General features: G+C 68.0%; 23 protein-coding genes. 4 read left to right on the top strand and 19 right to left on the bottom strand.

What is annotated here, in order from left to right:
* Positions 1 to 8: 8 nt before the first annotated feature.
* From ahbB (AC3WRI_RS17005) to AC3WRI_RS16965, 9 genes are all read right to left on the bottom strand, one after another.
* Positions 9 to 509 (bottom strand): siroheme decarboxylase subunit beta, encoded by a 501-nt coding sequence (gene ahbB / locus AC3WRI_RS17005; protein WP_011617756.1) that lies wholly within the window; start codon positions 507 to 509, stop codon positions 9 to 11.
* Positions 509 to 973, bottom strand: a complete 465-nt coding sequence (locus AC3WRI_RS17000; protein ID WP_010810855.1) for an Lrp/AsnC family transcriptional regulator — start codon at positions 971 to 973, stop codon at positions 509 to 511. Before AC3WRI_RS17000 ends, ahbB (AC3WRI_RS17005) begins: the two co-directional genes overlap by 1 nt.
* Positions 970 to 1959 carry a siroheme decarboxylase subunit beta gene (ahbB, locus tag AC3WRI_RS16995; protein WP_492293638.1) on the bottom strand — a complete coding sequence of 330 codons (990 nt, stop codon included), beginning with the start codon at positions 1957 to 1959 and terminating at the stop codon, positions 970 to 972. The genes AC3WRI_RS17000 and ahbB (AC3WRI_RS16995) overlap by 4 nt, the downstream gene beginning before the upstream one ends.
* A 9-nt stretch (positions 1960 to 1968) precedes the next feature.
* On the bottom strand, positions 1969 to 3204 hold the full coding sequence (locus tag AC3WRI_RS16990; protein ID WP_010810857.1) for a cytochrome D1 domain-containing protein: 1236 nt from the start codon (positions 3202 to 3204) through the stop codon (positions 1969 to 1971).
* Positions 3144 to 3506, bottom strand: a complete 363-nt coding sequence (locus AC3WRI_RS16985) for a c-type cytochrome (RefSeq protein ID WP_010810858.1) — start codon at positions 3504 to 3506, stop codon at positions 3144 to 3146. The genes AC3WRI_RS16990 and AC3WRI_RS16985 overlap by 61 nt, the downstream gene beginning before the upstream one ends.
* Before the next feature lie 12 nt (positions 3507 to 3518).
* Entirely contained in the window at positions 3519 to 5183 is a 1665-nt protein-coding gene (locus AC3WRI_RS16980; protein WP_439669393.1) for a cytochrome D1 domain-containing protein, read from the bottom strand.
* Positions 5184 to 5406: 223 nt separating this feature from the next.
* A complete protein-coding gene (leuD, locus tag AC3WRI_RS16975; protein WP_010810860.1) occupies positions 5407 to 6051 on the bottom strand; it encodes a 3-isopropylmalate dehydratase small subunit in 645 nt (214 codons plus the stop codon).
* On the bottom strand, positions 6044 to 7462 hold the full coding sequence (leuC, locus tag AC3WRI_RS16970; RefSeq protein ID WP_010810861.1) for a 3-isopropylmalate dehydratase large subunit: 1419 nt from the start codon (positions 7460 to 7462) through the stop codon (positions 6044 to 6046). Before leuC ends, leuD begins: the two co-directional genes overlap by 8 nt.
* Positions 7463 to 7482: 20 nt before the next feature.
* Entirely contained in the window at positions 7483 to 8445 is a 963-nt protein-coding gene (locus tag AC3WRI_RS16965; RefSeq protein ID WP_492293636.1) for a tripartite tricarboxylate transporter substrate binding protein, read from the bottom strand.
* Positions 8446 to 8547: 102 nt separating this feature from the next.
* Between AC3WRI_RS16965 and AC3WRI_RS16960 the strand changes: the two genes are divergently transcribed.
* The gene (locus AC3WRI_RS16960) at positions 8548 to 9474 is read left to right on the top strand and encodes a LysR family transcriptional regulator (protein ID WP_010810863.1); all 927 of its coding nucleotides are present in this window, start codon (positions 8548 to 8550) and stop codon (positions 9472 to 9474) included.
* 117 nt (positions 9475 to 9591) lie between these two features.
* Positions 9592 to 10164, top strand: coding sequence for a DUF2889 domain-containing protein (locus AC3WRI_RS16955; protein ID WP_439669391.1), 573 nt, complete (start codon positions 9592 to 9594; stop codon positions 10162 to 10164).
* Here AC3WRI_RS16955 and mobB read toward each other — a convergent pair.
* From mobB to AC3WRI_RS16910, 9 genes are all read right to left on the bottom strand, one after another.
* Positions 10130 to 10687 (bottom strand): molybdopterin-guanine dinucleotide biosynthesis protein B, encoded by a 558-nt coding sequence (mobB, locus tag AC3WRI_RS16950; protein ID WP_010810865.1) that lies wholly within the window; start codon positions 10685 to 10687, stop codon positions 10130 to 10132. The genes AC3WRI_RS16955 and mobB overlap by 35 nt on opposite strands.
* A 4-nt stretch (positions 10688 to 10691) precedes the next feature.
* Positions 10692 to 11399, bottom strand: a complete 708-nt coding sequence (locus AC3WRI_RS16945; protein ID WP_010810866.1) for a carbonic anhydrase — start codon at positions 11397 to 11399, stop codon at positions 10692 to 10694.
* A gap of 15 nt (positions 11400 to 11414) precedes the next feature.
* Positions 11415 to 12167 carry a peptidylprolyl isomerase gene (locus AC3WRI_RS16940; protein WP_492293634.1) on the bottom strand — a complete coding sequence of 251 codons (753 nt, stop codon included), beginning with the start codon at positions 12165 to 12167 and terminating at the stop codon, positions 11415 to 11417.
* A gap of 28 nt (positions 12168 to 12195) precedes the next feature.
* Positions 12196 to 12879, bottom strand: a complete 684-nt coding sequence (gene narI / locus AC3WRI_RS16935; RefSeq protein ID WP_010810868.1) for a respiratory nitrate reductase subunit gamma — start codon at positions 12877 to 12879, stop codon at positions 12196 to 12198.
* 112 nt (positions 12880 to 12991) lie between these two features.
* Positions 12992 to 13666 (bottom strand): nitrate reductase molybdenum cofactor assembly chaperone, encoded by a 675-nt coding sequence (gene narJ / locus AC3WRI_RS16930; RefSeq protein WP_492293632.1) that lies wholly within the window; start codon positions 13664 to 13666, stop codon positions 12992 to 12994.
* Positions 13667 to 13695: 29 nt separating this feature from the next.
* A complete protein-coding gene (narH, locus tag AC3WRI_RS16925; RefSeq protein ID WP_010810870.1) occupies positions 13696 to 15246 on the bottom strand; it encodes a nitrate reductase subunit beta in 1551 nt (516 codons plus the stop codon).
* Entirely contained in the window at positions 15243 to 18980 is a 3738-nt protein-coding gene (locus tag AC3WRI_RS16920) for a nitrate reductase subunit alpha (protein ID WP_492293631.1), read from the bottom strand. Before AC3WRI_RS16920 ends, narH begins: the two co-directional genes overlap by 4 nt.
* Positions 18981 to 19177: 197 nt before the next feature.
* Positions 19178 to 20563, bottom strand: coding sequence for a NarK family nitrate/nitrite MFS transporter (locus tag AC3WRI_RS16915; protein WP_010810872.1), 1386 nt, complete (start codon positions 20561 to 20563; stop codon positions 19178 to 19180).
* 41 nt (positions 20564 to 20604) lie between these two features.
* Positions 20605 to 21885 (bottom strand): MFS transporter, encoded by a 1281-nt coding sequence (locus AC3WRI_RS16910; RefSeq protein ID WP_010810873.1) that lies wholly within the window; start codon positions 21883 to 21885, stop codon positions 20605 to 20607.
* A 259-nt stretch (positions 21886 to 22144) separates the two neighbouring features.
* Between AC3WRI_RS16910 and AC3WRI_RS16905 the strand changes: the two genes are divergently transcribed.
* Together AC3WRI_RS16905 and AC3WRI_RS16900 are read left to right on the top strand one after the other, a co-directional pair.
* Entirely contained in the window at positions 22145 to 23371 is a 1227-nt protein-coding gene (locus AC3WRI_RS16905; RefSeq protein WP_439669385.1) for an NnrS family protein, read from the top strand.
* A 48-nt stretch (positions 23372 to 23419) separates the two neighbouring features.
* Complete coding sequence (locus AC3WRI_RS16900) at positions 23420 to 23857, top strand: DUF1016 N-terminal domain-containing protein (RefSeq protein WP_492293629.1); 438 nt, start codon at positions 23420 to 23422, stop codon at positions 23855 to 23857.
* 78 nt (positions 23858 to 23935) lie between these two features.
* Here the strand turns inward: AC3WRI_RS16900 and AC3WRI_RS16895 are convergent, their stop codons facing one another.
* A complete protein-coding gene (locus AC3WRI_RS16895; RefSeq protein WP_011617744.1) occupies positions 23936 to 25174 on the bottom strand; it encodes an MFS transporter in 1239 nt (412 codons plus the stop codon).
* Positions 25175 to 25235: the final 61 nt, after the last annotated feature.

Below are 25235 nucleotides of genomic sequence, written 5' to 3'. Positions count from 1 at the left end.
GGGGTTTCCTATTGGTCTGGGCCGGGCGGCGGCAGGCGCAGCCCGGTTTTCTTGAGGATGCGGGTGGACCACAGCACGTCGTGCGCGCGGCAGGCGTCGCCAAGCAGTGCCGCGATCGCGGCAACCTGCGGCGCGGCGTCCTGGCGGGAGCGCGCATGGACCATCGCGAACAGGTTGTAGGGCCAATGCGGCAAGTGGCGCGGACGGCGATAGCAATGGCTGACGAAGGGCAGGGCGCCGATGCGCTCGCCGAGCATGTCGATGAACGCATCGTCCACGTCCCACACGGTCATGCCGTTGGCGCGCCAGCCCAGCCGGTAGTGGTTGGGAACGGCGCCGATACGACGCAGCACGCCGCGCGCATGCATCGCGGCGAGCCGCGCCATCACTTCCTGTTCGGTCAGGCCGAGTGCGCCGGCCACTGCCGCGTAGGGCGCCGGCACCAACGGGAGTCCTGCTTGCGTGGCGCGGATCAGCGCCAGGTCGACGGGATCGACAGGCTTGGGCATCAGGCGGGCAGGTAGAGGTTGACGAAGAACTCGCGTTCCTTCGGGAACGGCAGGATCTCGACGCCGGCCGCCGCCGCGATGCGCGCGAGTACCGGCGCGACATCTTCCTGCCTCGCCACCGCCAGCACGAACCACAGGTTCAGGTGATGCGTGCGCGCGTAGTGGTGGGCGACCTCGGGGTGCGCGTTGATGGCAGCGATCACGGCGTCCATCCGCTCGGCGGGTGCATGGCAGGCGCACAGCACGAAGCTGCCGCCCGCGCGCTCGATCTGGTACAGCGGGCCGAAGCGTGTCAGCACGCCTGCGGCAAGCAGTGCGCGCAGCCGCTCCAGCAGTTCGGCCTCGGTGATGCCGAGCGCCGCCGCCGCTTCGGCATACGGATGCGGCACCAGGGGCAGGCCGCGCTGCAGCGCGTTGATGATGCGGCGGTCGAGCGGGTCGAGTGCGGCGATGGCACGGGTCATGCCGACACCTGCATGGCATAGCGTGTGCCGCGCTGCTTGTAGCAGCGCGTGCCGACCAGCACGGTCCCGGGCGCATGTTCCAGCCCGGCGGTGGCATGGATGCGCGCCAGCGCGGGCAGCAAGTCTTGCGCATTGCGCGCATGGACCATCGCAAACAGGTTGTAGGGCCAGTCGGGCAGCCGGCGCGCGCGGCGGTAGCACAGGGTCACGCGCGCCAGCCGCGCCAGCCGCATGCCGATGGCGTCCACGTGCGCGTCGGGCACATCCCACACGCACATGGCGTTGTGGCCGAAGCCGAAGCGCCCATGCTGCAGCACCACGCCCAGGCGCCGGATCACGCCCTGCGCGGACCAGCGCGTCAGCCGCTCCAGGACCTGAGGCATCGCCATCCGCGCTTGCGCTGCCAGTGCGTGGAACGGGCGTGGCGTCAGCGGCAGGCCGGCTTCCAGTGCGGCCACCAGGCGCCAGTCGTCATCGTCCAGGGCGACAGGCGCGGCGGGAGCGGCCGCGCTGGCAGCGCGGCGGGCGCGTGCGCTGCCCGGGCGCGCGAGCGGGAAGCCGAGGTCGATGTGATACTCGCGGGCCATGGGCAGGTCCAGCGGCGCCAGGCCGGTCATTTCCCCGATCGACGCCAGCGTGACATCGAGCATGCGGCGCTCGCGCGCGCCCGCGACGAACCACAGGTTGTACGGATGGCCGCTGCGCGCATAGTTGTGGCTGACCGCCGCGCAGGCACTGACGCGCGCCGCCACGCGGTCCAGCTGGGCCGGCGGCACGGACAGCGCCGCCAGCGTGCTGACGCCGATCACGTTGGGCGCGAACACCGCGCCGACGCGGCTGATGCGCCCGTTGCCCAGGTCGCGCGCCAGCAGGCTCAGCAGCGTGTGCTCGCACAGGCCGAGCTTGCCGGCCAGCGCCTGGTAGGGCCGCGGCTGCAGCGGGAAATCGCGCTGCAGGGTGTCGTAGACGCTCAGTTCATCGTACATGGTGTCCCTTTACATGCCGAACCGTTGCGCGCGCACGGTGAAGAAGATGCCGCTGGGGCTGTCGGCGGGCAGCGTGGCAATTCGCGCCAGGCTGGCGGTGTCGTAGATCTCGACACGGTTGTCGTCGCGGCAGGACAGCCACAGGGACTCGCCCTTGGGCGTGAACTCCATGTGCAGCACGCCGCGGCAGGGATGCAGCGTGCGCACCACCTGGCGCGTGGCGGTGTCGATCACCTGCACCGTGTCGTTGTGGGGGAAGGCGAAGTTGACCCAGACCTGGCGCCCGTCGGGGCGTGCCATCACAAAGACCGGCTGGCCGGCCAGCGCCACGCGCGCGGCCTGCTGCCAGCCGTTGGCGGGATCGGCCACCAGCACCTCATGACGGCCGATCGCCGGCAGCCAGGCCAAGCCCTGGGCCATGGCCCAGCCGCGCAGGTGCGGCATCTTGTAGACCGGCAGCGGCGCGCTGCCGCGGCCGTAGCCGGACAGCACGCGGCGCGACTGCAGCGGCGCCTGCCACAGGTCGACCAGCGCCAGGCCGTCCTCACCGAACAGGCCGGCCAGGTACCAGCGGCCATCGGGCGTGACCAGTCCGTCGTACGGCTCGCGGCCGGCGGGCAGGCGTGTCACCTGCGGCTGACGCGGATCGCCGGCATCGATGATCCAGATTTCGCCGGATTCGAACAGGCTGGCGGCAAAGCGGCGGCCGGGCAGGTCGGCCAGGCCCACCACCTTGGAGCGGCGGCCGTCATTGCCGATGGCCGGCAGGTCAGCCAGCGGCTCAAGCGTCTGGGCATCGAACAGGCGGATGCCGCCGGGCGCGTAGTTCTGCGTGGCCACCACGCGGCCGTCCTGCGAGATCGCGCCGCCGATGCTGTTGCCCGCCTGCAGCACGCGGTGGGTGATGCGGGCGCTGAGCAGGTCCACGCGCGTCAGGCCGCCGTCGCGGCCGAAGACATAGGCGTAGCGTGTGTTGCGCGAGAACACCACGCTGGCATGGGACAAATCACCGAGTCCTTCCACGGTTGCCAGCCGGGTCATGCCGGTGGTCTCGACGATCTGCAGCCGTCCGGCGGCGCGCTCCACCACCACGCCCAGGTCGCCGGTGCCGCGCGCGGCGCTGGCACAACCGGCCACCAGCGCGGCGGCAACGGTGGCGCACAAGGCCGCGGCCAGGCCGCGGATCAGTTGCCTTGCGGCGAGGCGGCCGGTGGCTTGCCGGCCTGCAGTCGATCGATCAGCCATTGGGCTTCATCCTGCGTCATGAAGGGTTGCCAGGGCGGCATCGCGGTGCCGGGGCGGCCGTACAGCACGGTGGCGACCAGGCCCTCGGGCGGCTTGCCGGACAGTGCCTCGCGCGTCAGCGGCGGGCCCAGCCCGCCGCCAAGCGTCATGCCGTGGCAGGCGCCGCAGTCATCGCGCAGCCAGTGCGCAAGCTGCGCCTGCCGGGCAGCGGTGGGCTGGGCCGCCGCGCCGGGCGCTGCGCCCAGCAAGGCCGCTGCCAGCCCCGCCAGCGCAGCGCGCCGCCAGGCGATGTGATTACGCATGGTGGCGCCGGCTCAGTACACGTCGTGCTGCGTGTTATAGGCGTTGAACTTGCCGGTCGGGGTGATCAGGCGCTTGTCCTTGATCACGGTCTTGAGCGTGCGGGTCTTGTCGTCGACCACCACCAGCGCGGACTCGCCGTCCTTGGTGCCCCAGACCGAGAACCAGACCTCGTCGCCGGCCTTGTTGTACTCGGCCTGCACCACGCGCCTGGCGCCCGCGCCCTTCAGGCCGGCCCAGTCGGCGATCGGCAGCACCTTGTAGCCGGCTTCCAGGTTGCGCGTGTCGAACACCGCCACCGACTGGTTGAGCTTGGCGTCAGGGTTCAGCGGCGTGTCGACCCACAGGTTGGACGACTTCGGGTGGGTCTTGATGAAGAGTGAGCCGCCGCCCTGGCCCTTGATGGTCTGCACCACCTTCCACGCCTGCGCCGGGTGTCCGGCCGGGTCGGTGCCGATCAGGCTGATGGTCTCGTCGCCAAGGTGGCTGGTGGCCCAGACCGGGCCCAACTTCGGATGCATGAAGTTGGCGCCGCGCCCCGGATGCGGGGTCTTGCCCACGTCGATCAGCGCGGCCAGCTTGTCTTCCTTGGTGTCGACCACGGCAATCTTGTCGGACGCATTGGCGGCCACCAGGAAGTAGCGGCCGGTGGCGTCGAAGCCGCCGTCATGCAGGAACTTGGCCGAATCGATGGTGGTGGTCTTCAGGTTGGACAAGTCCGAGTAGTTGACCATCAGGATCTTGCCGGTCTCCTTGGCGTTGATCACGAACTCCGGATGGAAATGGCTGGCGACGATGGCCGCCACGCGCGGCTCGGGGTGGTATTCGTTGTCCACGGTCATGCCGCGCGTGGAGACCACCTTGAGCGGCTTGAGCGTGTCGCCTTCCATGATCACGTACTGCGGCGGCCAGTAGGAGCCGGCCACGGCGTACTTGTCTTCATAGCCCTTGTACTTGGAGGTCTCGACCGAGCGCGCCTCCATGCCGACCTTCACTTCCGCGACGATATCGGGCTTGGGCAGCCACAGGTCGATCAGGTCCAGCCGCGCGTCGCGGCCGATCACGTACAGGTAGCGCCCGGACGCCGACATGCGCGAGATATGCACCGCGTAGCCGGTCTTGACGATATTGATGATCTGCTTGCTGTCGCCGTCGATCAGCGCGACCTCGCCGGCATCGCGCAGCGTCACCGAGAAGAGGTTGTCCAGGTTGTACTGGTTCATCTTCTTTGTCGGACGCTGGGCCACCGGCAGGATGTCCTTGCGGCTTTTCTCGATATCGGCCAGCGAGTATTCGGGCGGGGTCGGCGGGTCGAGCTGGATATAGCGCGCCATCAGGTCGACTTCCGGGTCAGTAAGATCGCCCGAGGTGCCCCAGTTCGGCATGCCGGCGGGGCTGCCATACTTGATGAAGGTCTTCAGGTACTCGGTGCCGCGTGCGCGGGTGATGTCCGGCGTCAGCGCCTTGCCGGTCGCGCCCTTGCGCAGCACGCCGTGACAGCCGGCGCAGCGCTCGAAGTAGATCTGCCGGGCGTGGTCGAACTCAGCGGCAGTGAGGGTGGGGATGGCGGCTTTCGGTTCCGCCTTCGGTTCTGCCTTGGTGGCTGCATGTGGCAGCCCGAGCCAGAGTGAGAGCGGCAATGCCGCGATTGCCGGGTACAGCCAGTTTTTTGCTTTCATGGGTGCCGTGGATCAGCGGTGAGGAAAGCTGTTTCGCGGTGCCCATGCCTGCGTGGCGGGCACCTGTCGTCGTGTGGAAATCATGCGGACACACTGACGACATGGAATTGACTGGCATCAAACGGTGGCGGCGGTGCGGGAACGAAGTGTGGGGTGGTGTTGATCCTTGTCGTTTGCAGCGGGGCAAGCGCGCCGCGGAGGCGACGCGCTTGCAGGGCAGGCTTCAGGTCGCGCTCAGGCGGTCGCGCGTGCGCCTGGCCACGTTCGTTGTCCACGGGAACGCGCTCCGGTATTGCTGGATGAACTGCTCGATCTCGCCGCGCTGCCGCAGCGACAGGCCGATCATGTCCAGCCCTTCGATAAACATGCGGCGGTGCCGTGCCGACAGCTCGAAGGCGTAGTCGCCGGAGGGCGTGCGCACGCGCATCGCCTCGACATCGATGCTGATGGTGTTGGCCGCGTCCGCATCCACGTCGTTCATCAACGGCCCGATCACCTCGCGTGGCAGCATCACCAGCAGCAGCCGGTTGTTCATCGCGTTCGAATAGAAGATCTCGCCGAAGCTCGGCGCAATCACGGCGCGGATGCCGAATTGCTGCAGGCCCCAGACGGCGTGCTCGCGGCTGGAGCCGCAGCCGAAGTTGGCGCCGCTCACCAGGATGCTGGCGCCGGCGTACTCGGGCCGGTTCAGCACGAAGCCAGGGCGCGGCGCGCCGCTGGCGTCGAAGCGGTGGTCGTAGAGAATGCCCTCGGCCAGCCCCGACTTGTCGATCCCGCGCAGGAACTGCTTGGGGATGATCTGGTCGGTATCGAGGTTCTCGAAGCGGATGGCGGCGCCTTTGCCGGCGATGCAGGTGGGTTCAGGCATGGGTGATCTCCAGCTTGCGGACGTCGGTGATGACGCCGGTGACGGCGGCCGCAGCGGCCATGGCCGGGCTCATCAGGTGGGTGATGGCACCGCGCCCCTGCCGGCCCTCGAAATTGCGGTTGGTGGTGGAAGCGCAGCGCACGCCGTCGGCGAGCACGTCGTCGTTCATGGCCAGGCACATCGAGCAGCCCGGTTGTCGCCATTCAAAGCCGGCGGCGGTGAGGACTTCGGCCAGGCCCTCGCGCTCGGCCTGGGCCTTGACCGCGCCCGACCCGGGCACCACCATGGCCCTGACCCCCGCGGCCACCTTGCGGCCGCGCACCACGCTGGCCACCGCGCGCAGGTCCTCGATGCGGCCGTTGGTGCAGGAGCCGATGAAGACGTGCTGGATCGGCGTGCCTGCCAGCGCGGCGCCCGGTTGCAGGTGCGTGTACGCCAGCGCGCGCTCGACCGAGCGCTGCTCGGCCTCGTCGAGCTGGTCTTCCGGGAACGGGATCTGGCCGGAAACCGGCAGTACCTGGTCCGGGCTGGTGCCCCAGGTGACGTAGGGCTCGATCTCGCTTGCGTCGAACACGAAGTCCATGTCGAACACGGCGTCCGCATCGCTTTGGAGAGTCGCCCAGTAGCTGAGCGCGGCGTCGCGCTGCGGGCCTTCGATATCCACGGCGCGGCGCAGCACATAGTCCGTGGCGACCGCGTCCGGCGCGATCAGCGCGCCGCGCGCCGCGGCCTCCACAGTCATATTGCACAGCGTGAAGCGGGCCTCGATGCTCAGGTCGCGGATCGCCGATCCGCAGTACTCCACCACATAGCCGCGTGCACCTTGCGCGCCGATCGCGCCGATGATCCTGAGGATCAGGTCCTTGGCGGTGGTCCCGGCGGGCAGCTTGCCGTCCACGCGGATGCGCATGGTCCTGGCCATCCGGTAGACCAGCGTCTGGGTGGCCAGCACATGCTCGACCTCGGAGGTGCCGATGCCGAAGCCGAGCGCGCCGAGCGCACCGTAGGTGGTGGTATGGCTGTCGCCGCAGATCACCACCATGCCCGGCCGGATCATGCCGTGCTCGGGCGCGATCACATGCTCGATGCCCTGCAGCGTGTCGTTGGTGTCGAACAGCGGGATCGCGTGCCGCTCGCAGTTGGCACGCAGGTTGGTGGCCTGCAGCGCCGAGGCCGGATCCGCGATCACGCGGATCGCGGTGGGGTGCGTCGGGATGATATGGCTGACCACCGAGACGTTCTGTCCGGGCACCAGCACGCCGCGGTCCTGTTCATGCAGCCCGGCGAAGGCCTGCGGGCTGGTGTACTCGTTCATCAGGTGCAGGTCGCAGTACAACAGCACATTGTCGTCGTCGAGCCTGGCCACGGTATGGGAGTCGACCAGCTTCTGGTATAGCGTCTTGGGGGTCATGGCAACTGCCTTGTCTGTCGTTATTCCGCGGTGATGCCGCGCTGCCTGATCAGGTTGGCCCACACGGGTATCTCCTTTTCCAGGCGCTGGCGCGCGGCCTCGGGCGTGGTCGGGGTGGGCTCGAAGCCTTCCTTGAGCATGCGCTCACGGGTTGCCTGCGCGGCCAGCGCGGTGTTCAGCGCCGCGTTCAGCTTGTCGATCACGGGCCTGGGCGTGCCGGCGGGGGCAAACACCATGAACCAGGTCTCGAAGGCATAGCCGGGCAGGCCCGCCTCGGCCGCGGTCGGCACATTGGGCAACTGCGGCGCGCGCTTGCTGCCGGTGACGGCGAGCGCCTTGAGCTTGCCGCCCTGCACATGCTGCTGCGCGGCCGAGATCACCGGGAAGCTCATGTCGACCTGGCCCGCGATGGTGTCGACCAGGGCCGGGCCGCCGCCGCGGTACGGCACGTGGACGATGGAGACGTTGGCCACCGACTTGAACAGCTCGGCCGACATATGGAAGGTGCTGCCGTTGCCCGCGGACCCGTAGGTCAGCTTGCCCGGCGTGGCCCTGGCAGCGGCGATCAGTTCCTGCAGGTTCCTGGCGGGCACGTTGTTGTTGACCACCAGCACGTGCTGCGAACTGGCGACCATGCCGATCGGGGCCAGGTCCTTCAGCGTGTCATACGGCATGCGCGGGAACAGACCCGGGTTGATGGCCAGGGACACCGTCTGCAGGCCGATGGTGTAGCCGTCGGCGGCGGCCTTGGCCACGGCATCGACGCCGATATTGCCGCCGGCGCCGGCACGGTTCTCGACCACGATGGTGCCGCCCAGGCTCTTCGACCAGGCATCCGAGACCAGGCGGGCGGCGATGTCGGCACTGCCGCCCGGGGCGTACGGCACGACCAGACGCACCGGGCGCTGGGGATAGGACTGCGCCGCGGCCGTGCCGATCGACGCGGCACACAGCAGCAAGGCCGTGAGGTGGGCAACTTTCATGGGTGTCTCCTGGTTTAGGAATCGTTATGGAAACCATCGTATCATTCACCTATGGGCACATAATTCAAACTCAGTTACTTCTTTGTTTCCTGGTATTCACCAATGGATAACCTCTCGGACGTCGCGTTCTTTGCGTGCATCAACAAGCAGGGCAGCCTGACCGGCGCCGCGCAGGAGCTTGGCGTGACGCCGCCCGCCGTCAGCAAGCGGCTGGCGGGGCTGGAGGCACGGCTGCGCGTCCGGTTGCTGCACCGGACCACGCGCCGCATCAGCCTGACGCCGGAAGGGGAGAGCTATCTGGTGGAGGGAGCGCGGATCCTCGCGGAGATGGAGGCGCTGGAGCGATCGATCGCGGGCACCGGCAGCACCCCGCACGGCTTGCTGAAGATCGGCGCCACGCTCGGCTTCGGACGGCGGCATATCGCGCCGGCGCTGTCGGGGTTCTCGCGCCGCTGTCCGAATATCGAGGTCCAGCTCTACCTGACCGACCGGCCCCTGAACCTGGTCGAGCAGGGCCTGGACGCCATGATCCACTTTGGCGAGATGCCGGACGTGCGCCTGACGGCGCGCCTGCTGGCCAACAACCGCCGCCTGCTCTGTGCCGCGCCGTCCTACCTGGAAGCGCGGGGCGAGCCATCGAGCCCGCGCGAGCTGGCGCGGCACAACTGCATCTTCATCCGCGAAGCCGACGAGACCTTCGGCACCTGGCACCTGCGCCATGGCGCGCAGCAGGAGACCATCAAGGTCCGCGGCACCATGAGCACCAATGACGGGGAATCGGCGCTGGCCTGGGCGCTCGATGGCCAGGGCCTGATCGTGCGCTCCGAGTGGGATGTTGCGGAGCCCCTGCGCAGCGGCGCCCTGCGCCGGGTGCTGCCCCAATGGCAGTTCGCGCCCGCGGATATCCACCTGGTGTTCCCGGCGCGCAACCATCGCCCGGACAAGGTGCGGGCGCTGGTGGACTTCCTGCTGGAGCACTTTGCCAGCCACCGTGCCTCCGGCGCGGGCAGCTCGGACAGCAGCTGGTAGCCATCTGGCGGCAATCCTGCGCGGCACCGGAGCCGCGCCACCCGATACTGGGGGGCGATTCCGGCGCCGCTAGCGTCCATCATGACCGGCAATACCAGAAGCCCGACGGACACACGCATGGAAACAGCCCTCACGCCCCAACCCGGACGCACGCTGCGTCACACCCGCCAGATCGAATGCCGCGGCTATCTGCGCGACGATGGCCTCTATGACATCGAGGCCGATATGGATGATATTTCCGCCGACGCCACCGAACTGCCCTTTGTCAGCGTGCCCGACGGGGGCTTCATTCACCGGATGCGTTTGTGCATGACGATCGGCGCGGACCTGGTGATCCGGCGCTTCGAGGCCCGCACCGAGACCGGACCGACGCCATACTGCGCGGAGATCAACGCCGCCTATCGGCAGCTCGAGGGCCTGCGCATCGGCGGCGGCTTCCGGCAGCAGGCCAGGGCGCGCCTGGGGGGCGCCAAGGGCTGTACCCACCTGACCGAGCTGCTGGGGCCGCTGGCAACCACCGCGATGCAGACCATCATGTCGGTCCAGCGCGAACAGTCGCCGTGGCATGCCAAGCTGGCGGGAGACGAGCCCGTACCCCGGCCCTGGATACTGGACACCTGCCACGCCTACCGCAACGATGGCGAGGCCGTGAACGTCATCTGGCCGTTGCACCGTCGCGCGAGCGACTGAACGCGGCGGCCGCGCTCGCCGCCCCCGCCTCATCCTTCATGGCGAGGATGAAGCCCCCCACCTGTGCAATGTCGTCAAGGGCCATGCAAGGCAGCACCGTATCCATGCGCGCGTCGGTGGCCAGTGCGACGATCGAAGGGTCGCCCGGGTAGTAGGGCGCGCGCCCGTGCGCCGGCCGGTAGACCTCGATGCGCGGAATCGCCTCGCGCCGGAAGCCTTCCACCAGCGTGATATCGGCCGGCCGCAGGCGCGCCACCTGCTCGGCCAGCGTCGGCTCGGCCTCGTCGGCCAGTTCGCGCACGATGGCGAAGCGATAGGGCGATGCCACCATCACCTCGGCCGCGCCGGCGCCGCGAAAGCGCGCGCTGTCCTTGCCCGGCGGCTCCAGTTCGAGCGGATGATGGCTGTGCTTGATCACGTTGACGGTCAGGCCCTGTGCGCGGAACCACGGCAGCAGTGCCGTGATCAGCGTGGTCTTGCCGCTGCCGGAGGTGCCGGTAATGCCAAGGATGAAGGGATGCATGGGGTCAGGGTTCGCAGGGTTCGCGGAGTTCAGTTTGGGCGGGCAGCGGGCACACCAGCGGCAGGAAGCTGTCGGCACGCTGCGAATAGGCCAGCAGCGCGCCGGCCTGCAGGTCGAAATACCAGCCGTGCAGCGTCAGCGTGCCGGCCTCCAGTGCGCGCCGCACGAACGGGAAAGTCTGCAGGTTGCGCAGCGACACCAGGATCGCCGCCTGTTCGCAGGCGCGCTGGCGCTCGGCGGCGCTGGCCGCAGCCAGGGCTTCCTCCACCTGCCTGCGCGCCGGTGCCGCGATGCGCACCCAGGCGCCGATGTAGTCGGGGTCTTCGCTTTCGTCGGGCGCATGGTCGCCGGCGTCGGCCGGCTGCGCCAGCAAGGCGCGGATGCCGCCGCAGCCGCCGTGGCCCATCACGATGATGCGGGCCACGCGCAGCTGCTGCACGGCAAACTGGATCGCCGCGCATACGCCGTGCAGGCTGCCTTCATGGCGGCCGGTGCACGGTGGCACCAGGTTGCCGATATTGCGCACGGTAAAGAGCTCGCCCGGATCGCAGCCCAGCAGCAGGCCAGGATCGACGCGTGAATCGCTGCAGCCGATCAGCAGCGTGGGCGGGCGCTGGCCGGTGCGCAGCGTGTCGAACAGCCCGGGCTCGTCGTCGAAATAGCGTTGCTGGAAGCGTTCGAAACCTTTGAGCAGTTGTTCGATGTGATGCATGGCGGCATCCAGGCGCTACTGCACCAGCGGGCTGTCGGCGCCCTCCAGCTCGATGCCTTCGATGCGCGCGCGCCCGATCAGCAGGCTGGCGTACTGCTTCCAGGCACGGTCGCGCGCGGCGCTGGCCAGGGCGCGGGCAATGTCGCCGCGCACCGCATCGAAGGGCAGGCGCGTGCCGGGGCAGCGTTCCAGCACGCGCACGATATGCAGGCCATAACGGGTTTCAAGCAAATGCGGCAGCACGCCGTCCTGCTGCGCCGCGAACAGCGCGCGCTCGAATTCCGGCGCGGTCTCGCCGCGGAACACGCGGCCAAGGCGGCCGCTGTTGGCGCCGCTCGGGCAGTTGGACAGCGCGCGGGCGTGCTCGGGAAAGGTGGAAGGATCGCCGCGCACCAGGGCCAGCGTCTGCGCGGCGATCTCGCGCAGCGCGTCCAGCGGCACGCGCGGCGTGACCTGGAACAGGATATGGTCGGCCTCGACCCATTCGCCGTCGCGAAAGCGCTCGGGGCGGCTGTCGTAGTGGCGGCGGCAGCTGGCTTCGTCGGGCTCGGGGATGCCGGCCTCGCGTTCCAGCAGGGCCAGCGCCAGGGCGTCGTCGTCCAGTCCTTCGGCGGCAAGGCCGATACGGTCGGCTTCGGTGCGCACCAGTTGGCGCAGGATGGCCGAGATGGTGGCCAGCCGCGCCGGGTTGGCGGCATCGTGATGGTGGTCCAGCTCGCGTTCGATATCGGCGTCGCGCAGTTCCACGCCGTTGACGGTGACAGGCATGCTGTTTCTCCTTGTCGGGTGGCGGCGCTCAGCGGCTGCGCACCAGTTGCCAGGCGCGGCCGAGATAGCCGACCGAGGCGAAGCCGCTCCACACATGCACCAGCCGCGTGAACGGGAAGATCGCGAACAGCGTGATGCCCATGAACAGGTGCGCCTTGAACAGCAGCGGCGCATCGGCGATATAGCTGGCGGCGTCGCCGCGCAGCGTGACGAGGTGCTGGGCCCAGGTCATCAGTTGCACCATCATGTGGCCGTCCATGTGGCTGGCGGATTCGAAGATGGTGGACAGGCCCAGCAGCAGCGTCACCAGCAGCCACAGCAGCAGCACCTTGTCGCCGGTGCGGGTCACGGCCGACACGCGGGCATTGGTCAGGCGGCGGTGCAGCAGGATCAGCAGTCCGGCCAGGCACATGGTGCCCATCACGCCGCCCGCGGCCATTGCCACGGCCTGCTTGAAGCCGTGCGCGACACCCAGCGCATCCCACACCGCCACCGGCGTCAGCAGGCCGACCAGGTGGCCGAAGAACAGGCCGAGGATGCCGACGTGGAACAGGATGTTGCCGGTGCGCAGGTTGCCGCGGTACAGCACCTGCGAGCTGTCGGTCTTCCAGGTGTATTGCTCGCGCTCGAAGCGGGCCAGGCTGCCGAACAGGAAGATGGCGGCAGCGATGTACGGATAGATGCCGTAGAGGAATTGGTGGAGGGTTGCCATGGTGTTTGCTCTGTAGCTGCCTTTGAGGCAGGTTCGGTCGTCTCAATTGCCAACTGTGTTCCCCTCTCCCGCAAGCGGGAGAGGGGAGAACACCGCGGGTCCGCGTGAGGAGTCAGCAGGCAGCCGGCATAGGCGCCCTGACACGCGGATCGCGCGGATAGAACTTCACCGCCTGCGGCCCGCCTTGCGGCGCCAGCAACGGCTCCACGCCATCAGCCCCCGGCCCGAAGGTCTCCAGCGCTTCATCCATATCCCGCACCGGCGGCTCCTGCTGCGGTTGCGGCTGCACGTCGGTCAGCGTGCGCAGCACCGCGAACACGCCGGCGTACGGGCTTTCGTTGCGCGCCAGGCGCTCGCCGATCGCGGCCAGCACGTGGATCGCGTCGCCCAGCAATTGCTCGGCGCGCGCTTCCTTGCCGTCGGCCACCAGCGCGCCGAGGAACTCCAGGAACAGCGGCACGTAGTCGGGCAGCTCGGACGCGGCGGGTTCAAAGCCTTCGCGCCGGTATTCGTCGATCAGGTCGACCATGGCCTGGCCGCGGTCGCGGCTTTCGCCGTGCACGTGCTCGAACAGGTGCAGCGAGTGCGCCGGGTTGCGGTCGAAGGTGGCGACGTAGTTCTCCTGCAGCGCGATCAGCGACTCGCTGCGCAGCAGCCCGGTCACGGGGGCCAGCAGCTCGCACGCCTGCGGCCATTCGGCCAGCGCGGCATCGATCTCGGGCAGGGCGTCGAGCAGTTCCTGCTCGGGATAGCCGAGCAGGGCGCTGAGGATGGGATAGAGGGGCATGTTGTTCTCCATGCGGTTCGTGGCAGGCATCAGCTCATCACTGCCTTCTTGCGCGACTTGGGCATGTCGGCGAAGTGGACGCTGCCCTGTGGCTTCTTGCCGAACAGCGAGCCGTCCGAGGCGCCGCCCGAGCAGCCGTTGCCGAAGGTGAAGCCGCAGCTGGCCTTGTCGTTGAAGCTGTCCTCGACCATCTCCTTGTGCGAGGACGGGATCACGAAGCGGTCCTCGTAGTTGGCGATGGCCATGGTCTGGTACATGTCCTCGACCTGCGCGGGCGTCAGGCCCACCTGCTCCAGCACGCCCAGGTCCTGCACGCCGTCCACCACCTGCGAGCGCTTGTAGGCGCGCATCGCCAGCATGCGGTCCAGCGCGGACAGTACCGGCATCACGTCGCCCGCGGTCAGCAGGTTGGCCAGGTACTTCACCGGGATGCGCAGGCTCTTCACGTCCGGGATCACGCCGTTCATGCCCATGTGGCCGGCCTCGGCCGCGGACTGGATCGGCGACAGCGGCGGGACATACCAGACCATCGGCAGGGTGCGGTACTCCGGGTGCAGCGGGAAGGCGATCTTCCACTCGCATGCCATCTTGTAGACCGGCGACTTGCGCGCGGCATCGAGCCAGGTTTGCGGGATGCCCTGGCGCAGCGCCTCGGCCTGCACCGCCGGGTCGTGCGGATCGAGGAAGACGTCGAGCTGCGACTGGTACAGGTCGCGCTCATCGGCCACCGACGCCGCCTGCTCGATGCGGTCGGCGTCGTACAGCATCACGCCGAGGTAGCGGATGCGGCCGACGCAGGTCTCGGAGCAGACCGTGGGCTGGCCGGCCTCGATGCGCGGATAGCAGAACAGGCACTTCTCGGCCTTGCCGCTCTGCCAGTTGAAGTAGATCTTCTTGTACGGGCAGCCCGAGATGCACATGCGCCAGCCGCGGCACTTGTCCTGGTCGACCAGCACGATGCCGTCGTCCTCGCGCTTGTAGATCGAGCCCGACGGGCACGAGGCCACGCAGGCCGGGTTCAGGCAGTGCTCGCACAGGCGCGGCAGGTACATCATGAAGGTGTTCTCGAAGGTCGAGTACATCTCCTTCTGCACGTCGTCGAAGAGCTTGTCGCGACCGCGCGAGCTGAACTCGCCGCCGAGGTCGTCTTCCCAGTTCGGGCCCCACTCGATCTTCTCCATCTTGCGGCCCGTCAGCACCGAGACCGGGCGCGCGGTGGGCGGGGTCTGCACCAGCGGCGCCTTCTGCAGGTGCTCGTAGTCGTAGGTGAAGGGCTCGTAGTACTCGTCGATCTGCGGCAGGTTGGGGTTGGCGAACAGGTTCGCCAGGATCTTCAGCTTGCCGCCCTGGCGCGGCTCCAGCGTGCCGTCGGCGTTGCGCTTCCAGCCACCCTGCCACTTGTCCTGGTTCTCCCATTCCTTGGGGTAGCCGATGCCGGGCTTGGTCTCGACGTTGTTGAACCACGCGTACTCGACACCGTCGCGGCTGGTCCAGACGTTCTTGCAGGTCACGGAGCAGGTATGGCAGCCGATGCACTTGTCGAGGTTCAGCACCATGGCCACCTGGGCACGGATCTTCATTGCGAGGCTCCTTCCTTAGTCTTTTCCACGAGCGGCCCTTCCAGCCAGTCGACCCTCTTCATCTTGCGCAGGATCACGAACTCGTCGCGGTTGCTGCCCACGGTGCCGTAGTAGTTGAAGCCGTAGGCCAGCTGCGCGTAGCCGCCGATCATGTGAGTGGGCTTGGTCACGGCGCGCGTGACCGAGTTATGGATGCCGCCGCGCATGCCGCTGGTCTCGGCGCCGGGCACGTTCACGATTTTTTCCTGGGCGTGGTACATCAGACACATGCCCTTGGGCACGCGCTGCGACACCACCACGCGGGCGGTCAGCGTGCCGTTGACGTTGAACACTTCCACCCAATCGTTGTCGCGGATGCCGTTTGCCTTGGCCTCGGTTTCCGAGATCCACACGTGCGGGCCGCCGCGCGACAGCGTCAGCATGCGCAGGTTGTCCGAGTAGGTGGAGTGGATGCCCCACTTCTGGTGCGGCGTGATCCAGTTCAGCACCAGCTCCGGGTTGCCGTTGGGCTTCTTGCCCAGCATCGGCGCCACCGTCTTGGTGTCGATGGCCGGCTTGTACACGCACGCGCCTTCGCCGAAGTCCAGCATCCAGCGGTGGTCCTGCCAGAACTGCTGGCGGCCGGTCAGCGTGCGCCAGGGGATCAGCTCGTGCACGTTGGTGTAGCCGGCGTTGTAGCTGACCTCTTCCGATTCCAGGCCCGACCAGGTCGGCGCGGAGATGATCTTGCGCGGCTGCGCCTGCACGTCGCGGAAGCGGATCTTGTCGTGCTCGCGGCCTTCGGCCAGGTGGGTGTGGTCGCGGCCGGTGATCTTCGACAGCGCTTCCCATGCCTTGACGGCGACATGGCCGTTGGTCTCGGGCGCGAAGGTCAGGATCATCTCGGCGGCATCGATCGCGCTCTCCAGCCGCGGGCGGCCCTGGCTGACGCCGGGCTCCTTGACGGTGTGGCTGAGCTGGCCGATCTCCTTGACTTCATGCTGGGTGTTCCAGTTGATGCCCTTGCCGCCATTGCCGAGCTTGTCCAGCAGCGGCCCGATCGAGGTGAATTTCTTGTAGATGTCGGCGTAGTTGCGTTCGACCACGGTCATCGACGGCGCGGTCTTGCCGGGGACCAGGTCGCACTCGCCGGCCTTCCAGTCCTTCGGTTCGAACGGCTGGCCGAGTTCGCCCGGGGTGTCGTGCAGCAGCGGCGTGCACACCAGGTCCTTGCGCGTGCCGAGATAGGGCCCGGCGATCTCGCTGAATTTCTTCGCGATGGCCTTGTAGATCTCCCAGTCGGTCTTGCTTTCCCACAGCGGCTGCACGGCTTCGGACAGCGGGTGGATGAACGGGTGCATGTCGGAGGTGTTGAGGTCGTCCTTCTCGTACCAGGTGGCGGTGGGCAGCACGATGTCGCCGTACAGGCAGGTGGTGCTCATGCGGAAATCCAGCACAGTCAGCAGGTCCAGCTTGCCTTCGGCGGCCGGGCGCACGTTGACTTCGCTTGGCTTGATCGCGTCGTTCTCGTCGCCGAACACGGCGTTCTGCGTGCCCAGCAGGTACTTCAGGAAGTACTCATGCCCCTTGCCCGAGCTGCCCAGGATGTTGGAGCGCCACACGAACATATTGCGCGGGAAGTTGGCCGGGTTGTCGGGATCGTCGCAGGCGAACTGCAGCTTGCCGGACTTCAGTTGCTCGACCGTGTAGGCGACCGGGTCCTGTCCGGCGCGCTCGGCCGCATCGACCACGTCGAGCGGATTGGTGCCCAGTTGCGGGGCCGACGGCAGCCAGCCCATCCGTTCGGACTTCGCGTTCAGGTCCAGCAGCGACAGGCCGTCATAGCGCTTGCGGTCGGCAGTCGGCGACAGGATCTCGTCGACGGCCAGCTTCTCGTGGCGCCACTGGCTGGTGTGGTTGTAGAAGAACGAAGTACCGTTCATCTGGCGCGGCGGGCGCGACCAGTCCAGGCCGAAGGCGAGCGGGGCCCAGCCGAACTGCGGGCGCAGCTTTTCCTGGCCGACGTAGTGGGCCCAGCCGCCGCCGCTCTTGCCGATGCAGCCGCACATCATCAGCAGGTTGATGATGCCGCGGTAGATCATGTCGTTGTGGTACCAGTGGTTGAGCGCGGCACCAACGATGACCATGCTCTTGCCTTGCGTGCGGTCGGCGTTGTCGGCGAATTCGCGCGCAACCTGCGTCACCAGGCGGGCCGGGACGGAGGTGTGCTTTTCCTGCCAGGCGGGGGTGTAGGGCACGTCATCGTCGTACGAGGCGGCGACGTTCGGCCCGCCGAGTCCCTGATCCACGCCGTAGTTGGCCATCTGCAGGTCATACACGGTCGCCACCAGCGCAGTGCTGCCATCGGCCAGCGTCAGCCGGCGTGCCGGCACGCGGCGGCGCAGCAGTTCATCGTGTTCGCCGCCGAAGTAGGGGAAGCCCACTTCCACCACCTCGTCTTCCTTGCCGAGCAGCGACAGGCGCGGCTCGACCGGGCGGCCGCTGCCGCCGTCCTTCATCTCCAGGTTCCAGCGGCCGATCTTCTCGCCGCCGTTGTGGGCGCCTTCGCCCCAGCGGAAGCCGATCGAGCCGTTGGGCGCGACGATCTCGCCGGTGGCGTCGTCGACCAGCAGGGTCTTCCACTCGGGATGGTTGGCTTCGCCGAGGTTATCGGCCAGGTGCGAGGCGCGCAGGAAGTGGTCGGGCACCAGCGTGCCCTGGTTGTCACGCAGCAGCACCAGCATCGGCATGTCGGTGTACTGCTTCACGTAATCGCGGAAGTAGGCGGACTTGCCGCTGGCGTGGAATTCCTTCAGCACGACGTGGCCCATGGCCATCGCCAGTGCGGCGTCGGTGCCTTGCTTCGGCGCCAGCCAGATGTCGCCGAACTTGACCATCTCGCCGAAGTCGGACGACACCGCCACGGTCTTGGTGCCCTTGTAGCGGACCTCGGTGTAGAAGTGCGCGTCGGGCGTGCGGGTCTGCGGCACGTTCGAGCCCCACACCATCAGGTAGGTGGAGTTGTACCAGTCGGCCGATTCCGGCACGTCGGTCTGCTCCCCCCACACTTGCGGGCTGGCCGGCGGCAGGTCGCAGTACCAGTCGTAGAACGACAGGCAGGCGCCGCCGAGCAGGCTCAGGTAGCGTGCGCCGGCGGCATACGACACCATCGACATGGCCGGGATCGGCGAGAAGCCGATCACGCGGTCCGGGCCGAATTTCTTCACGGTAAAGGCGTTGGCCGCAGCGATGATCTCGGTGGCGGTGTTCCAGTCGGCGCGCACGAAGCCGCCCTGGCCGCGCACGCTCTTGTAGCGCGCGGCCTTCTTCGGATCCTGGCTGATCGATTCCCACGCGGCGATCGGGTCCATGGTCTTGCGGGCCTCGCGCCACATCTCCATCAGGCGGCCGCGGATCATCGGGTACTTGACGCGCTGCGCGGAGTAGACGTACCAGCTGTACGAGGCCCCGCGCGGGCAGCCGCGCGGCTCATGGTTGGGCAGGTCCGGGCGCGTGCGCGGGTAGTCGGTCTGCTGGGTTTCCCACGTGATCAGGCCATTCTTCACGTAGACCTTCCACGAGCAGGAGCCGGTGCAGTTCACGCCGTGGGTCGAGCGCACGATCTTGTCGTGCTGCCAGCGGCTGCGATAGCCGTCTTCCCACTTGCGGTCTTCGTTCACCACCGCGCCGTGGCCATCCGCATAGGTGGACTTGACGCGCGACATGAACTTCAGTCGATCCAGGAAATGACTCATTGCTTTGTTCTCCGCGAGTGCTTTGCTGCGGGCGCTCCGGTGGTTTCAGGAGCTTTGCAGGGACACTCTCAGCTTATGGGGGAGGCGGGCGGCAGCCAATTCGCTGGTGGAACAGCCGCCGCATGGCGATCGGGCTAGGCGCCGGGCACGGGACTAGTTCGGAAGAACTAGCCCGGCCGGCGGGACTGGTGACAGGGTCAGCAGGGCATGGGCGCGTTGCGGCGCGCGTAGTGCCACCACGTCACCAGCACGCAGCTGAGGTAGAAGGCGATAAAGCAATACAGCGCGGCGTCGGCGGCGCCGGTCAACTCCAGCGAGGTGCCGAAGCTCTTGGGGATAAAGAAGCCGCCGTAGGCGCCGATCGCACCGGAGAAGCCCAGCACCGCGGCGGATTCCTTGCCGGCGTCCTGCAATGCCTGCTTCTGTGCCGCGTCGCCCTTGCCCGCGGCAGCGCGCTGGCGCTCGGTCAGGAAGATCACCGGAATCATGCGGAAGGTCGAACCGTTGCCGATGCCGGTCAGCGCGAACAACGCGATAAAGGCGGCCAGGAAGAATGTGAAGTTGCCGCCGGCGCCGTCATGCGGCAGCGCCGCCAGCACCGCGAACACCGCGGCGATCATGCCGACGAAGGTCCACAGCGTGACCCGCGCGCCGCCCAGCTTGTCGGAGATCCAGCCACCCACGGGACGCGTCAGCGCGCCTACCAGCGGCCCCAGGAAGGCATAAGCGGTGGGATTGACGCCGGGGAACTGCGACTTGGTCAGCAGCGCCAGCCCCGCCGAGAAGCCGATGAACGAACCGAAGGTGCCCACGTACAGCCAGCACATCAGCCAGTTGTGCTTGCGCTTGAAGATCACCGCCTGCTCGGCAAACGATGCCTTGGCATCCGCGATGTCATGCATGCCGAACCACGCCGCCAGTGCCGACACGATGATGAACGGCACCCAGACAAAGCCCGCGTTCTGCAGCCACAGGTCATGCGTGGCGCCGTTGGCCGTGTACTGCTGCGGCTCGCCGCCGAGCGCGCCGAACACTGCGATCGACACCACCAGCGGCGTGACGAACTGCACCACCGACACGCCGAGGTTGCCGATGCCCGCGTTCAGCCCGGTGGCCAGCCCCTTCTTCGCTTTGGGGAAGAAGAAGCTGATATTGGCCATTGAGGAGCTGAAGTTGGCGCCGCCCAGTCCGCACAGCAGCGCCAGCACCAGCAGCGTCGGATAGCCGGTGGACGGGTCGCGCAGCGCGAAGCCCATGCCCAGCGCCGGGATCAGCAGCAGTGCGGTGGAGATCGCGGTGAAGCGCCGCCCGCCGAACACCGGCACCAGGAACGAATAGAAGATGCGCAGCGTGGCGCCGGACAGCGCCGGCAGCGCGGTCAGCCAGAACAGCTGGTTCTTGGTGAACTGGAAGCCGGCGCGGTCGAGGTTGACCGCGACCACGCTCCACAGCATCCAGACCACGAAGGCCAGCATCAGCGCCGGGATCGAGATCCACAGGTTGCGGTAGGCGATGCGCTCGCCCTGGCTTTTCCAGAAGACCTTATTCTCGGGCTCCCAGCGGGTCAGTACGGAAGAGGACATGACAGTGTGCCTTGGTTGTTGTGCGTAACAGGGGCCGTCGCTCAGGCGGCCTGCGTGAGGCCGACGGCCTGTGCCTTGCGCTGGCGTTCAGCGCGCTGGCTGTAGTGCATCCACACCAGGCTCACGCACACGGTGCCGTACATCAGCATGAAGCAGCTGCTGCGCACGCCGGTCAGGTCGGCCAGCATGCCGAACAGCACCGGCAGCACGAAGCCGCCCAGCCCGCCAGCCAGGCCGACCACACCGGAAACCGCGCCGATGTTGTGCGTGAAGTCGTTGGAGATGAACTTGAATACCGAGGCCTTGCCGATGGCAAAGGCGATGCCGACCACGAACAGCAGGAAGGTGAAGACCGTGGGCGTCAGCGCGATGCGAAAACCCTGCGGGCCGCTGGTGGTCTGGACGATGAAATCGGTCTGCGGGTAGCTCAGCAGGAAGAAGCCGACCCAGCTCACCCACATCACCCACCAGGTGGTGCGGTGCGCGCCGTAGCGGTCGGAGATCCAGCCGCCGATGGCGCGCAGCACGCCGCCGGGCAGCGAGAAGCACGCGGCCAGGAAGGCAGCGGTCTTGATGTCGAAGCCGTATTCGCCGATGTAGTACTTGGTCATCCACAGCGACAGGCCGACATAGCCGCCGAACACCACCGAGTAGTACTGCGAGTAGCGCCACACGCGCGGGTCGCGCATCACGGCGAGCTGCTCGCGCCAGCCGACGCTGGACTTGACCAGGTGCGCCGGGTTGCTGCGCGAGAACACCCAGAACAGCAGCGCTGTGACCAGCATCGCCACCGAATACACGCGCGGCACCACGGTCCAGGTGCCGGCGGCCAGGATCATCGCCGGCGCGACGAACTTGGTCAGCGCCGCGCCCGAGTTGCCGGCGCCGAAGATGCCCATCGCCAGGCCCTGGCGCGAGCGCGGGAACCAGCGCGCCACATACGGCGTGCCGACCGAGAACGAGCCGCCCGCCAGGCCGACGAACAAGCCCAGCACCAGCAGCTGCCACAGCGTGTGCGCATACGAGATCAGCCAGATCGGGATCACGGTGGCCAGCATCAGCACGAAGAAGACGATGCGCCCGCCGTAGCGGTCGGTCCAGATGCCCAGCGGCACCCGGATCAGCGAGCCGCTGAGGACGGGCGTGGCGGCCAGCAGGCCGAATTCAGTGTCGCTCAGGCCAAGCTCCTGCTTGAGCGGGATGCCGAGGACCGCGAACAGCATCCAGACGGCAAAGCAGATGGTGAAGGCGAAAGTGCTGGACGCCAGCGTGATTGCGGCGCCGGGCGCAATGGGCTCCGGCGCGCGTGGGTGGGTGGCCATGGCCATGCTCCTGTGTCAACTTTGGCGGGGGTGATGCCAGAGTAGGGGCCGCCACTGGTGCTGCCTATTCGCCGGCCGTACAGCGCACGCGGGCGCGCAGCCTGCCTTTGGAGGTAGTTCTACCGGCGGAGGTCGCCGGCGCGGCGGCGGTGCTATCGTGCAGTCAGCGTGAATGGCATCCGTTTGCGCACCTGCGGCAGACCGTGCGCCGGATCAAGAAGCCGGCGCGCGCCGCACCACCCGATTCCCGTAGCCAGCCATGGACACCATTCCCATTCTTCCCGTGCGGCGCTCGCCACCGCCTGGCAAGGCGCCCGCCGGACCGCCGCCGCGCGGCTTTGCCTTGTTTGCACTGGGCTTCCGGCCGTTCTACCTGGGCGGGGCGGTGTTCGCCGCGCTGGCCATCGCGGCGTGGTCGGCGATGCTGGCGGGCGCCGCCGCAGTCGGCCCGGCGCCGGTGATGCCGGCGATGTTCTGGCACGCGCACGAGATGGTGTTCGGCTTTGCCGCGGCCATCGTGGTGGGCTTCCTGTTCACCGCGGGGCGGGCCTGGACCGGCCAGCCGACGCCCACTGGCGCCGCGCTTGCCGCGCTGTTCCTGCTGTGGCTGGCCGGGCGCGTGGGCATGTGGGTGGCGCCGGGAACGGCGGCCTTCGTGATCGAGGGCGCGTTCCTGCCGCTGGCCGCGCTGGCCTTCACGCGCACGCTGGCCCGCGCCGGCAACCGCCGCAACTATCCGCTGGCCCTGGCGCTGTGGCTGCTGGGCGCGGCCGATGTCGCCAGCCTGTGGCTGCAGGCGCGCGGCCATGACGCCGGTGCGATGCTGGCCTGCCGCGCTGGCGTGGCGCTGGTCACGCTGTTCGTGGTGGTGATCGGCGGGCGCGTCATCCCGATGTTCACGACCAACGCGATCCCGGGGTTCCGCCTGCGGCAATACCGGCAGGTGGAGCGCATGGTGGTGCCGGCCGCGGTGCTGGGACTGGCTGCGGGGGTGCTGCCCTTGCCGGTCTGGCTGGCGGCGGCGCTGTCATTGCTGGCCGCGGCGGTGCTGGCCGTGCGCGTGGCTGGCTGGCGCAGCCATGCGGTAGGCAACCGGCCGATCCTGTGGGTGCTGCACCTGGCCTATGCGTGGCTGCCGGTGGCGCTGCTGCTGCAGGCGCTGGGTGCGCTGGGGCTGGTGATGGCGGGGCTGGCGACGCATGCCTTCACTGTCGGCGTGCTTGGCGTGGCGATCATCGCCATGATCACGCGCACCGCACTGGGTCACACCGGCCGCATGCTGGTGGCCGGCCGTGCGGAAACCGCGGCGTACTGGCTGGTGGCCACGGCGGCGGTGTTGCGGGTGTTCGGGCCGATGGCCTGGCCGGGTGGCTACCTGCACTGGGTGTGGGGAGCCGGGGCGTGCTGGGTGACCGGGTTCGGCCTCTATGCGCTGGCGTATGCGCCGCGCCTGATTCGGCGGCGGGTCGATGGCAAGCCTGGCTGAGTGAGTGGCCCCTACAGGCCGCTGTGGCGCCATGTAAGAATGGCCGCCATGTCGAAACGTCTCGCATCGCAGCGCAATGCCATGCCCGGCGCTGCCGAATATGCCGCTTGGCTGGGCCGTCTCAAGGAAGAAGTCCACCGTACTCGCCTTGCCGCGTCGCTTTCAGTAAACCGCGAACTGATCCTGCTCTACTGGAGGCTTGGGCGTTCGATTCTCCCGCAGCAGACAGCAGCAGGCTGGGGGACAAAGGTGATCGACAGGCTTGCGGGCGATTTGCGTCAATCGTTCCCCGAGATGGCTGGTTTTTCATCGCGAAACCTGAAATACATGCGGACGTTCGCTGCAGCTTGGGCAGACGAGGCAATAGTGCAACAGGTTGTTGCACTATTGCCTCGACTACATTGTGCGAATGACGGAAACGCTGCCCGAAGATTTGCACGGGGCGCTGCCAACGTTAGAACAGCTGGAATCCTCGCCGGAGGATGAATGAGCATTACCGCGCGGGCGCCAACCAACGGGCCGATGACATGACGCTGCGACTTGTGGTCTAAGTACCGCGAAACGTCAAATCGATTCCGGAATCGGCGCTACTTTCGCTGACCCCAGTTCCAGCCGCACACTGAATAGCGCCACCCCCAGCGCAGCCATCGGCGCCAGTGCCGCAACCCACGGCAATGCCGCCAGACCCGGTCCGTGATCGACCACCACGCCGCCCATCCACGCACCCAGGCCGTTGCCCAGGTTGAATGCCGCGATATTGAAGCTCGAGGCCAGGTTCTGTCCCGCGCCCTGGGCGTGGCGCAGCACGCGCAGCTGCAGCGGCGAGACCGTGGCAAAGGCCGCGATGCCCAGGATGCCGACGAAGGCCACCACCAGCACCTGGCTGTGGATGGCCAGCGTCATCGCCGCCAGCACCAGCGTCAGCGTGGTCAGCGTGGCCAGCACCGCGCGCGTCGGGGTGCGGTCGGCAAAGCGGCCGCCGAGCACGTTGCCAAGGATCATGCCGGCGCCGAACAGCAGCAGGATCGGTGACACCGCCGCCTCGCCAAAGCCGGACACGCGCGTCAGCAGCGGCTGCACGTAGGTGATCACGGCAAAGATGCCCATCGACTGCAGCACCGTCATCAACAGGCCCAGCAGCACCTGCGGGCGGCCGATGGTGGCCAGTTCGTCGCGCAGGGCCACGGGGGCGCCGTGGTCCTGGCTCTTCTGCACCAGCAGCGCGATCACCGCCAGCGACAGCAGCCCGATCACGGTCATCGCCCAGAAGGTCGAGCGCCAGCCCAGGTGCAGGCCCAGCCAGGCGCCGGCGGGCATGCCCAGCAGCGTGGCCAGCGTCAGGCCGGAGAACATCACCGAGATCGCGGAGGCGCGGCGGTCCTCCGGCACCAGCCCGGTGGCCACCACCGCGCCGACGCCGAAGAAGGTGCCATGCGTGAGCGAGGTCAGCACGCGCGCGATCATCAGCGTGGTGTAGTCGGGCGCCAGCGCGCAGGCGGCATTGCCGACGGTGTAGATCACCATCAGCGCCAGCAGCACGGCCTTGCGCGGCATGCGCCGCGTCAGCAGGGTCAGCACCGGCGCGCCGGCGAAGACGCCCAGCGCGTAGCCGGACACCAGCATGCCGGCGGCGGCGATGGTCACCCGCAGGTCGGCGGCAACCTGAAGCAGCAGGCCCATGATCACGAATTCGGCGCAGCCGATGCCGAAGGAACCGGCGGTGAGCGCGTAGAGCGCAACCGGCAGCCGGCCGCGGGCGGATGCAGCGCCGGGTGTGGAGTTGGTGGAGACTGGGGGGGCCATGTTCGGGGGATGCGTCGGCAAAAGGAAGGAAGCCCGCAGTCTGTGCCTTTCCGTCTTCAGT

The sequence above is a fragment of the Cupriavidus sp. FW305-27 genome, assembly GCF_058787995.1.
Note: the sequence above shows the minus strand (reverse complement) of the source record. Positions and strands in the feature narration are given on the sequence as shown.

Excerpts from the sequence above, each read along its gene's own strand:
- AC3WRI_RS16940 (WP_492293634.1), bottom strand. The coding sequence starts at position 12,167 with ATGCCTGTCACCGTCAACGGCGTGGAACTGCGCGACGCCGATATCGAA.
- ahbB (WP_492293638.1), bottom strand. The coding sequence starts at position 1,959 with ATGTACGATGAACTGAGCGTCTACGACACCCTGCAGCGCGATTTCCCG.
- narI (WP_010810868.1), bottom strand. The coding sequence starts at position 12,879 with ATGGCAACCCTCCACCAATTCCTCTACGGCATCTATCCGTACATCGCT.
- AC3WRI_RS16920 (WP_492293631.1), bottom strand. The coding sequence starts at position 18,980 with ATGAGTCATTTCCTGGATCGACTGAAGTTCATGTCGCGCGTCAAGTCC.
- AC3WRI_RS16985 (WP_010810858.1), bottom strand. The coding sequence starts at position 3,506 with ATGCGTAATCACATCGCCTGGCGGCGCGCTGCGCTGGCGGGGCTGGCA.
- AC3WRI_RS16915 (WP_010810872.1), bottom strand. The coding sequence starts at position 20,563 with ATGTCCTCTTCCGTACTGACCCGCTGGGAGCCCGAGAATAAGGTCTTC.
- AC3WRI_RS16980 (WP_439669393.1), bottom strand. The coding sequence starts at position 5,183 with ATGAAAGCAAAAAACTGGCTGTACCCGGCAATCGCGGCATTGCCGCTC.
- AC3WRI_RS16965 (WP_492293636.1), bottom strand. The coding sequence starts at position 8,445 with ATGAAAGTTGCCCACCTCACGGCCTTGCTGCTGTGTGCCGCGTCGATC.
- AC3WRI_RS16955 (WP_439669391.1), top strand. The coding sequence starts at position 9,592 with ATGGAAACAGCCCTCACGCCCCAACCCGGACGCACGCTGCGTCACACC.
- AC3WRI_RS16945 (WP_010810866.1), bottom strand. The coding sequence starts at position 11,399 with ATGCATCACATCGAACAACTGCTCAAAGGTTTCGAACGCTTCCAGCAA.
- AC3WRI_RS16910 (WP_010810873.1), bottom strand. The coding sequence starts at position 21,885 with ATGGCCACCCACCCACGCGCGCCGGAGCCCATTGCGCCCGGCGCCGCA.
- mobB (WP_010810865.1), bottom strand. The coding sequence starts at position 10,687 with ATGCATCCCTTCATCCTTGGCATTACCGGCACCTCCGGCAGCGGCAAG.
- AC3WRI_RS17000 (WP_010810855.1), bottom strand. The coding sequence starts at position 973 with ATGACCCGTGCCATCGCCGCACTCGACCCGCTCGACCGCCGCATCATC.
- AC3WRI_RS16895 (WP_011617744.1), bottom strand. The coding sequence starts at position 25,174 with ATGGCCCCCCCAGTCTCCACCAACTCCACACCCGGCGCTGCATCCGCC.
- leuC (WP_010810861.1), bottom strand. The coding sequence starts at position 7,462 with ATGACCCCCAAGACGCTATACCAGAAGCTGGTCGACTCCCATACCGTG.
- leuD (WP_010810860.1), bottom strand. The coding sequence starts at position 6,051 with ATGCCTGAACCCACCTGCATCGCCGGCAAAGGCGCCGCCATCCGCTTC.
- narH (WP_010810870.1), bottom strand. The coding sequence starts at position 15,246 with ATGAAGATCCGTGCCCAGGTGGCCATGGTGCTGAACCTCGACAAGTGC.
- narJ (WP_492293632.1), bottom strand. The coding sequence starts at position 13,666 with ATGCCCCTCTATCCCATCCTCAGCGCCCTGCTCGGCTATCCCGAGCAG.
- AC3WRI_RS16990 (WP_010810857.1), bottom strand. The coding sequence starts at position 3,204 with ATGGCTGATCGATCGACTGCAGGCCGGCAAGCCACCGGCCGCCTCGCC.
- ahbB (WP_011617756.1), bottom strand. The coding sequence starts at position 509 with ATGCCCAAGCCTGTCGATCCCGTCGACCTGGCGCTGATCCGCGCCACG.
- AC3WRI_RS16905 (WP_439669385.1), top strand. The coding sequence starts at position 22,145 with ATGGACACCATTCCCATTCTTCCCGTGCGGCGCTCGCCACCGCCTGGC.
- AC3WRI_RS16960 (WP_010810863.1), top strand. The coding sequence starts at position 8,548 with ATGGATAACCTCTCGGACGTCGCGTTCTTTGCGTGCATCAACAAGCAG.
- AC3WRI_RS16900 (WP_492293629.1), top strand. The coding sequence starts at position 23,420 with ATGTCGAAACGTCTCGCATCGCAGCGCAATGCCATGCCCGGCGCTGCC.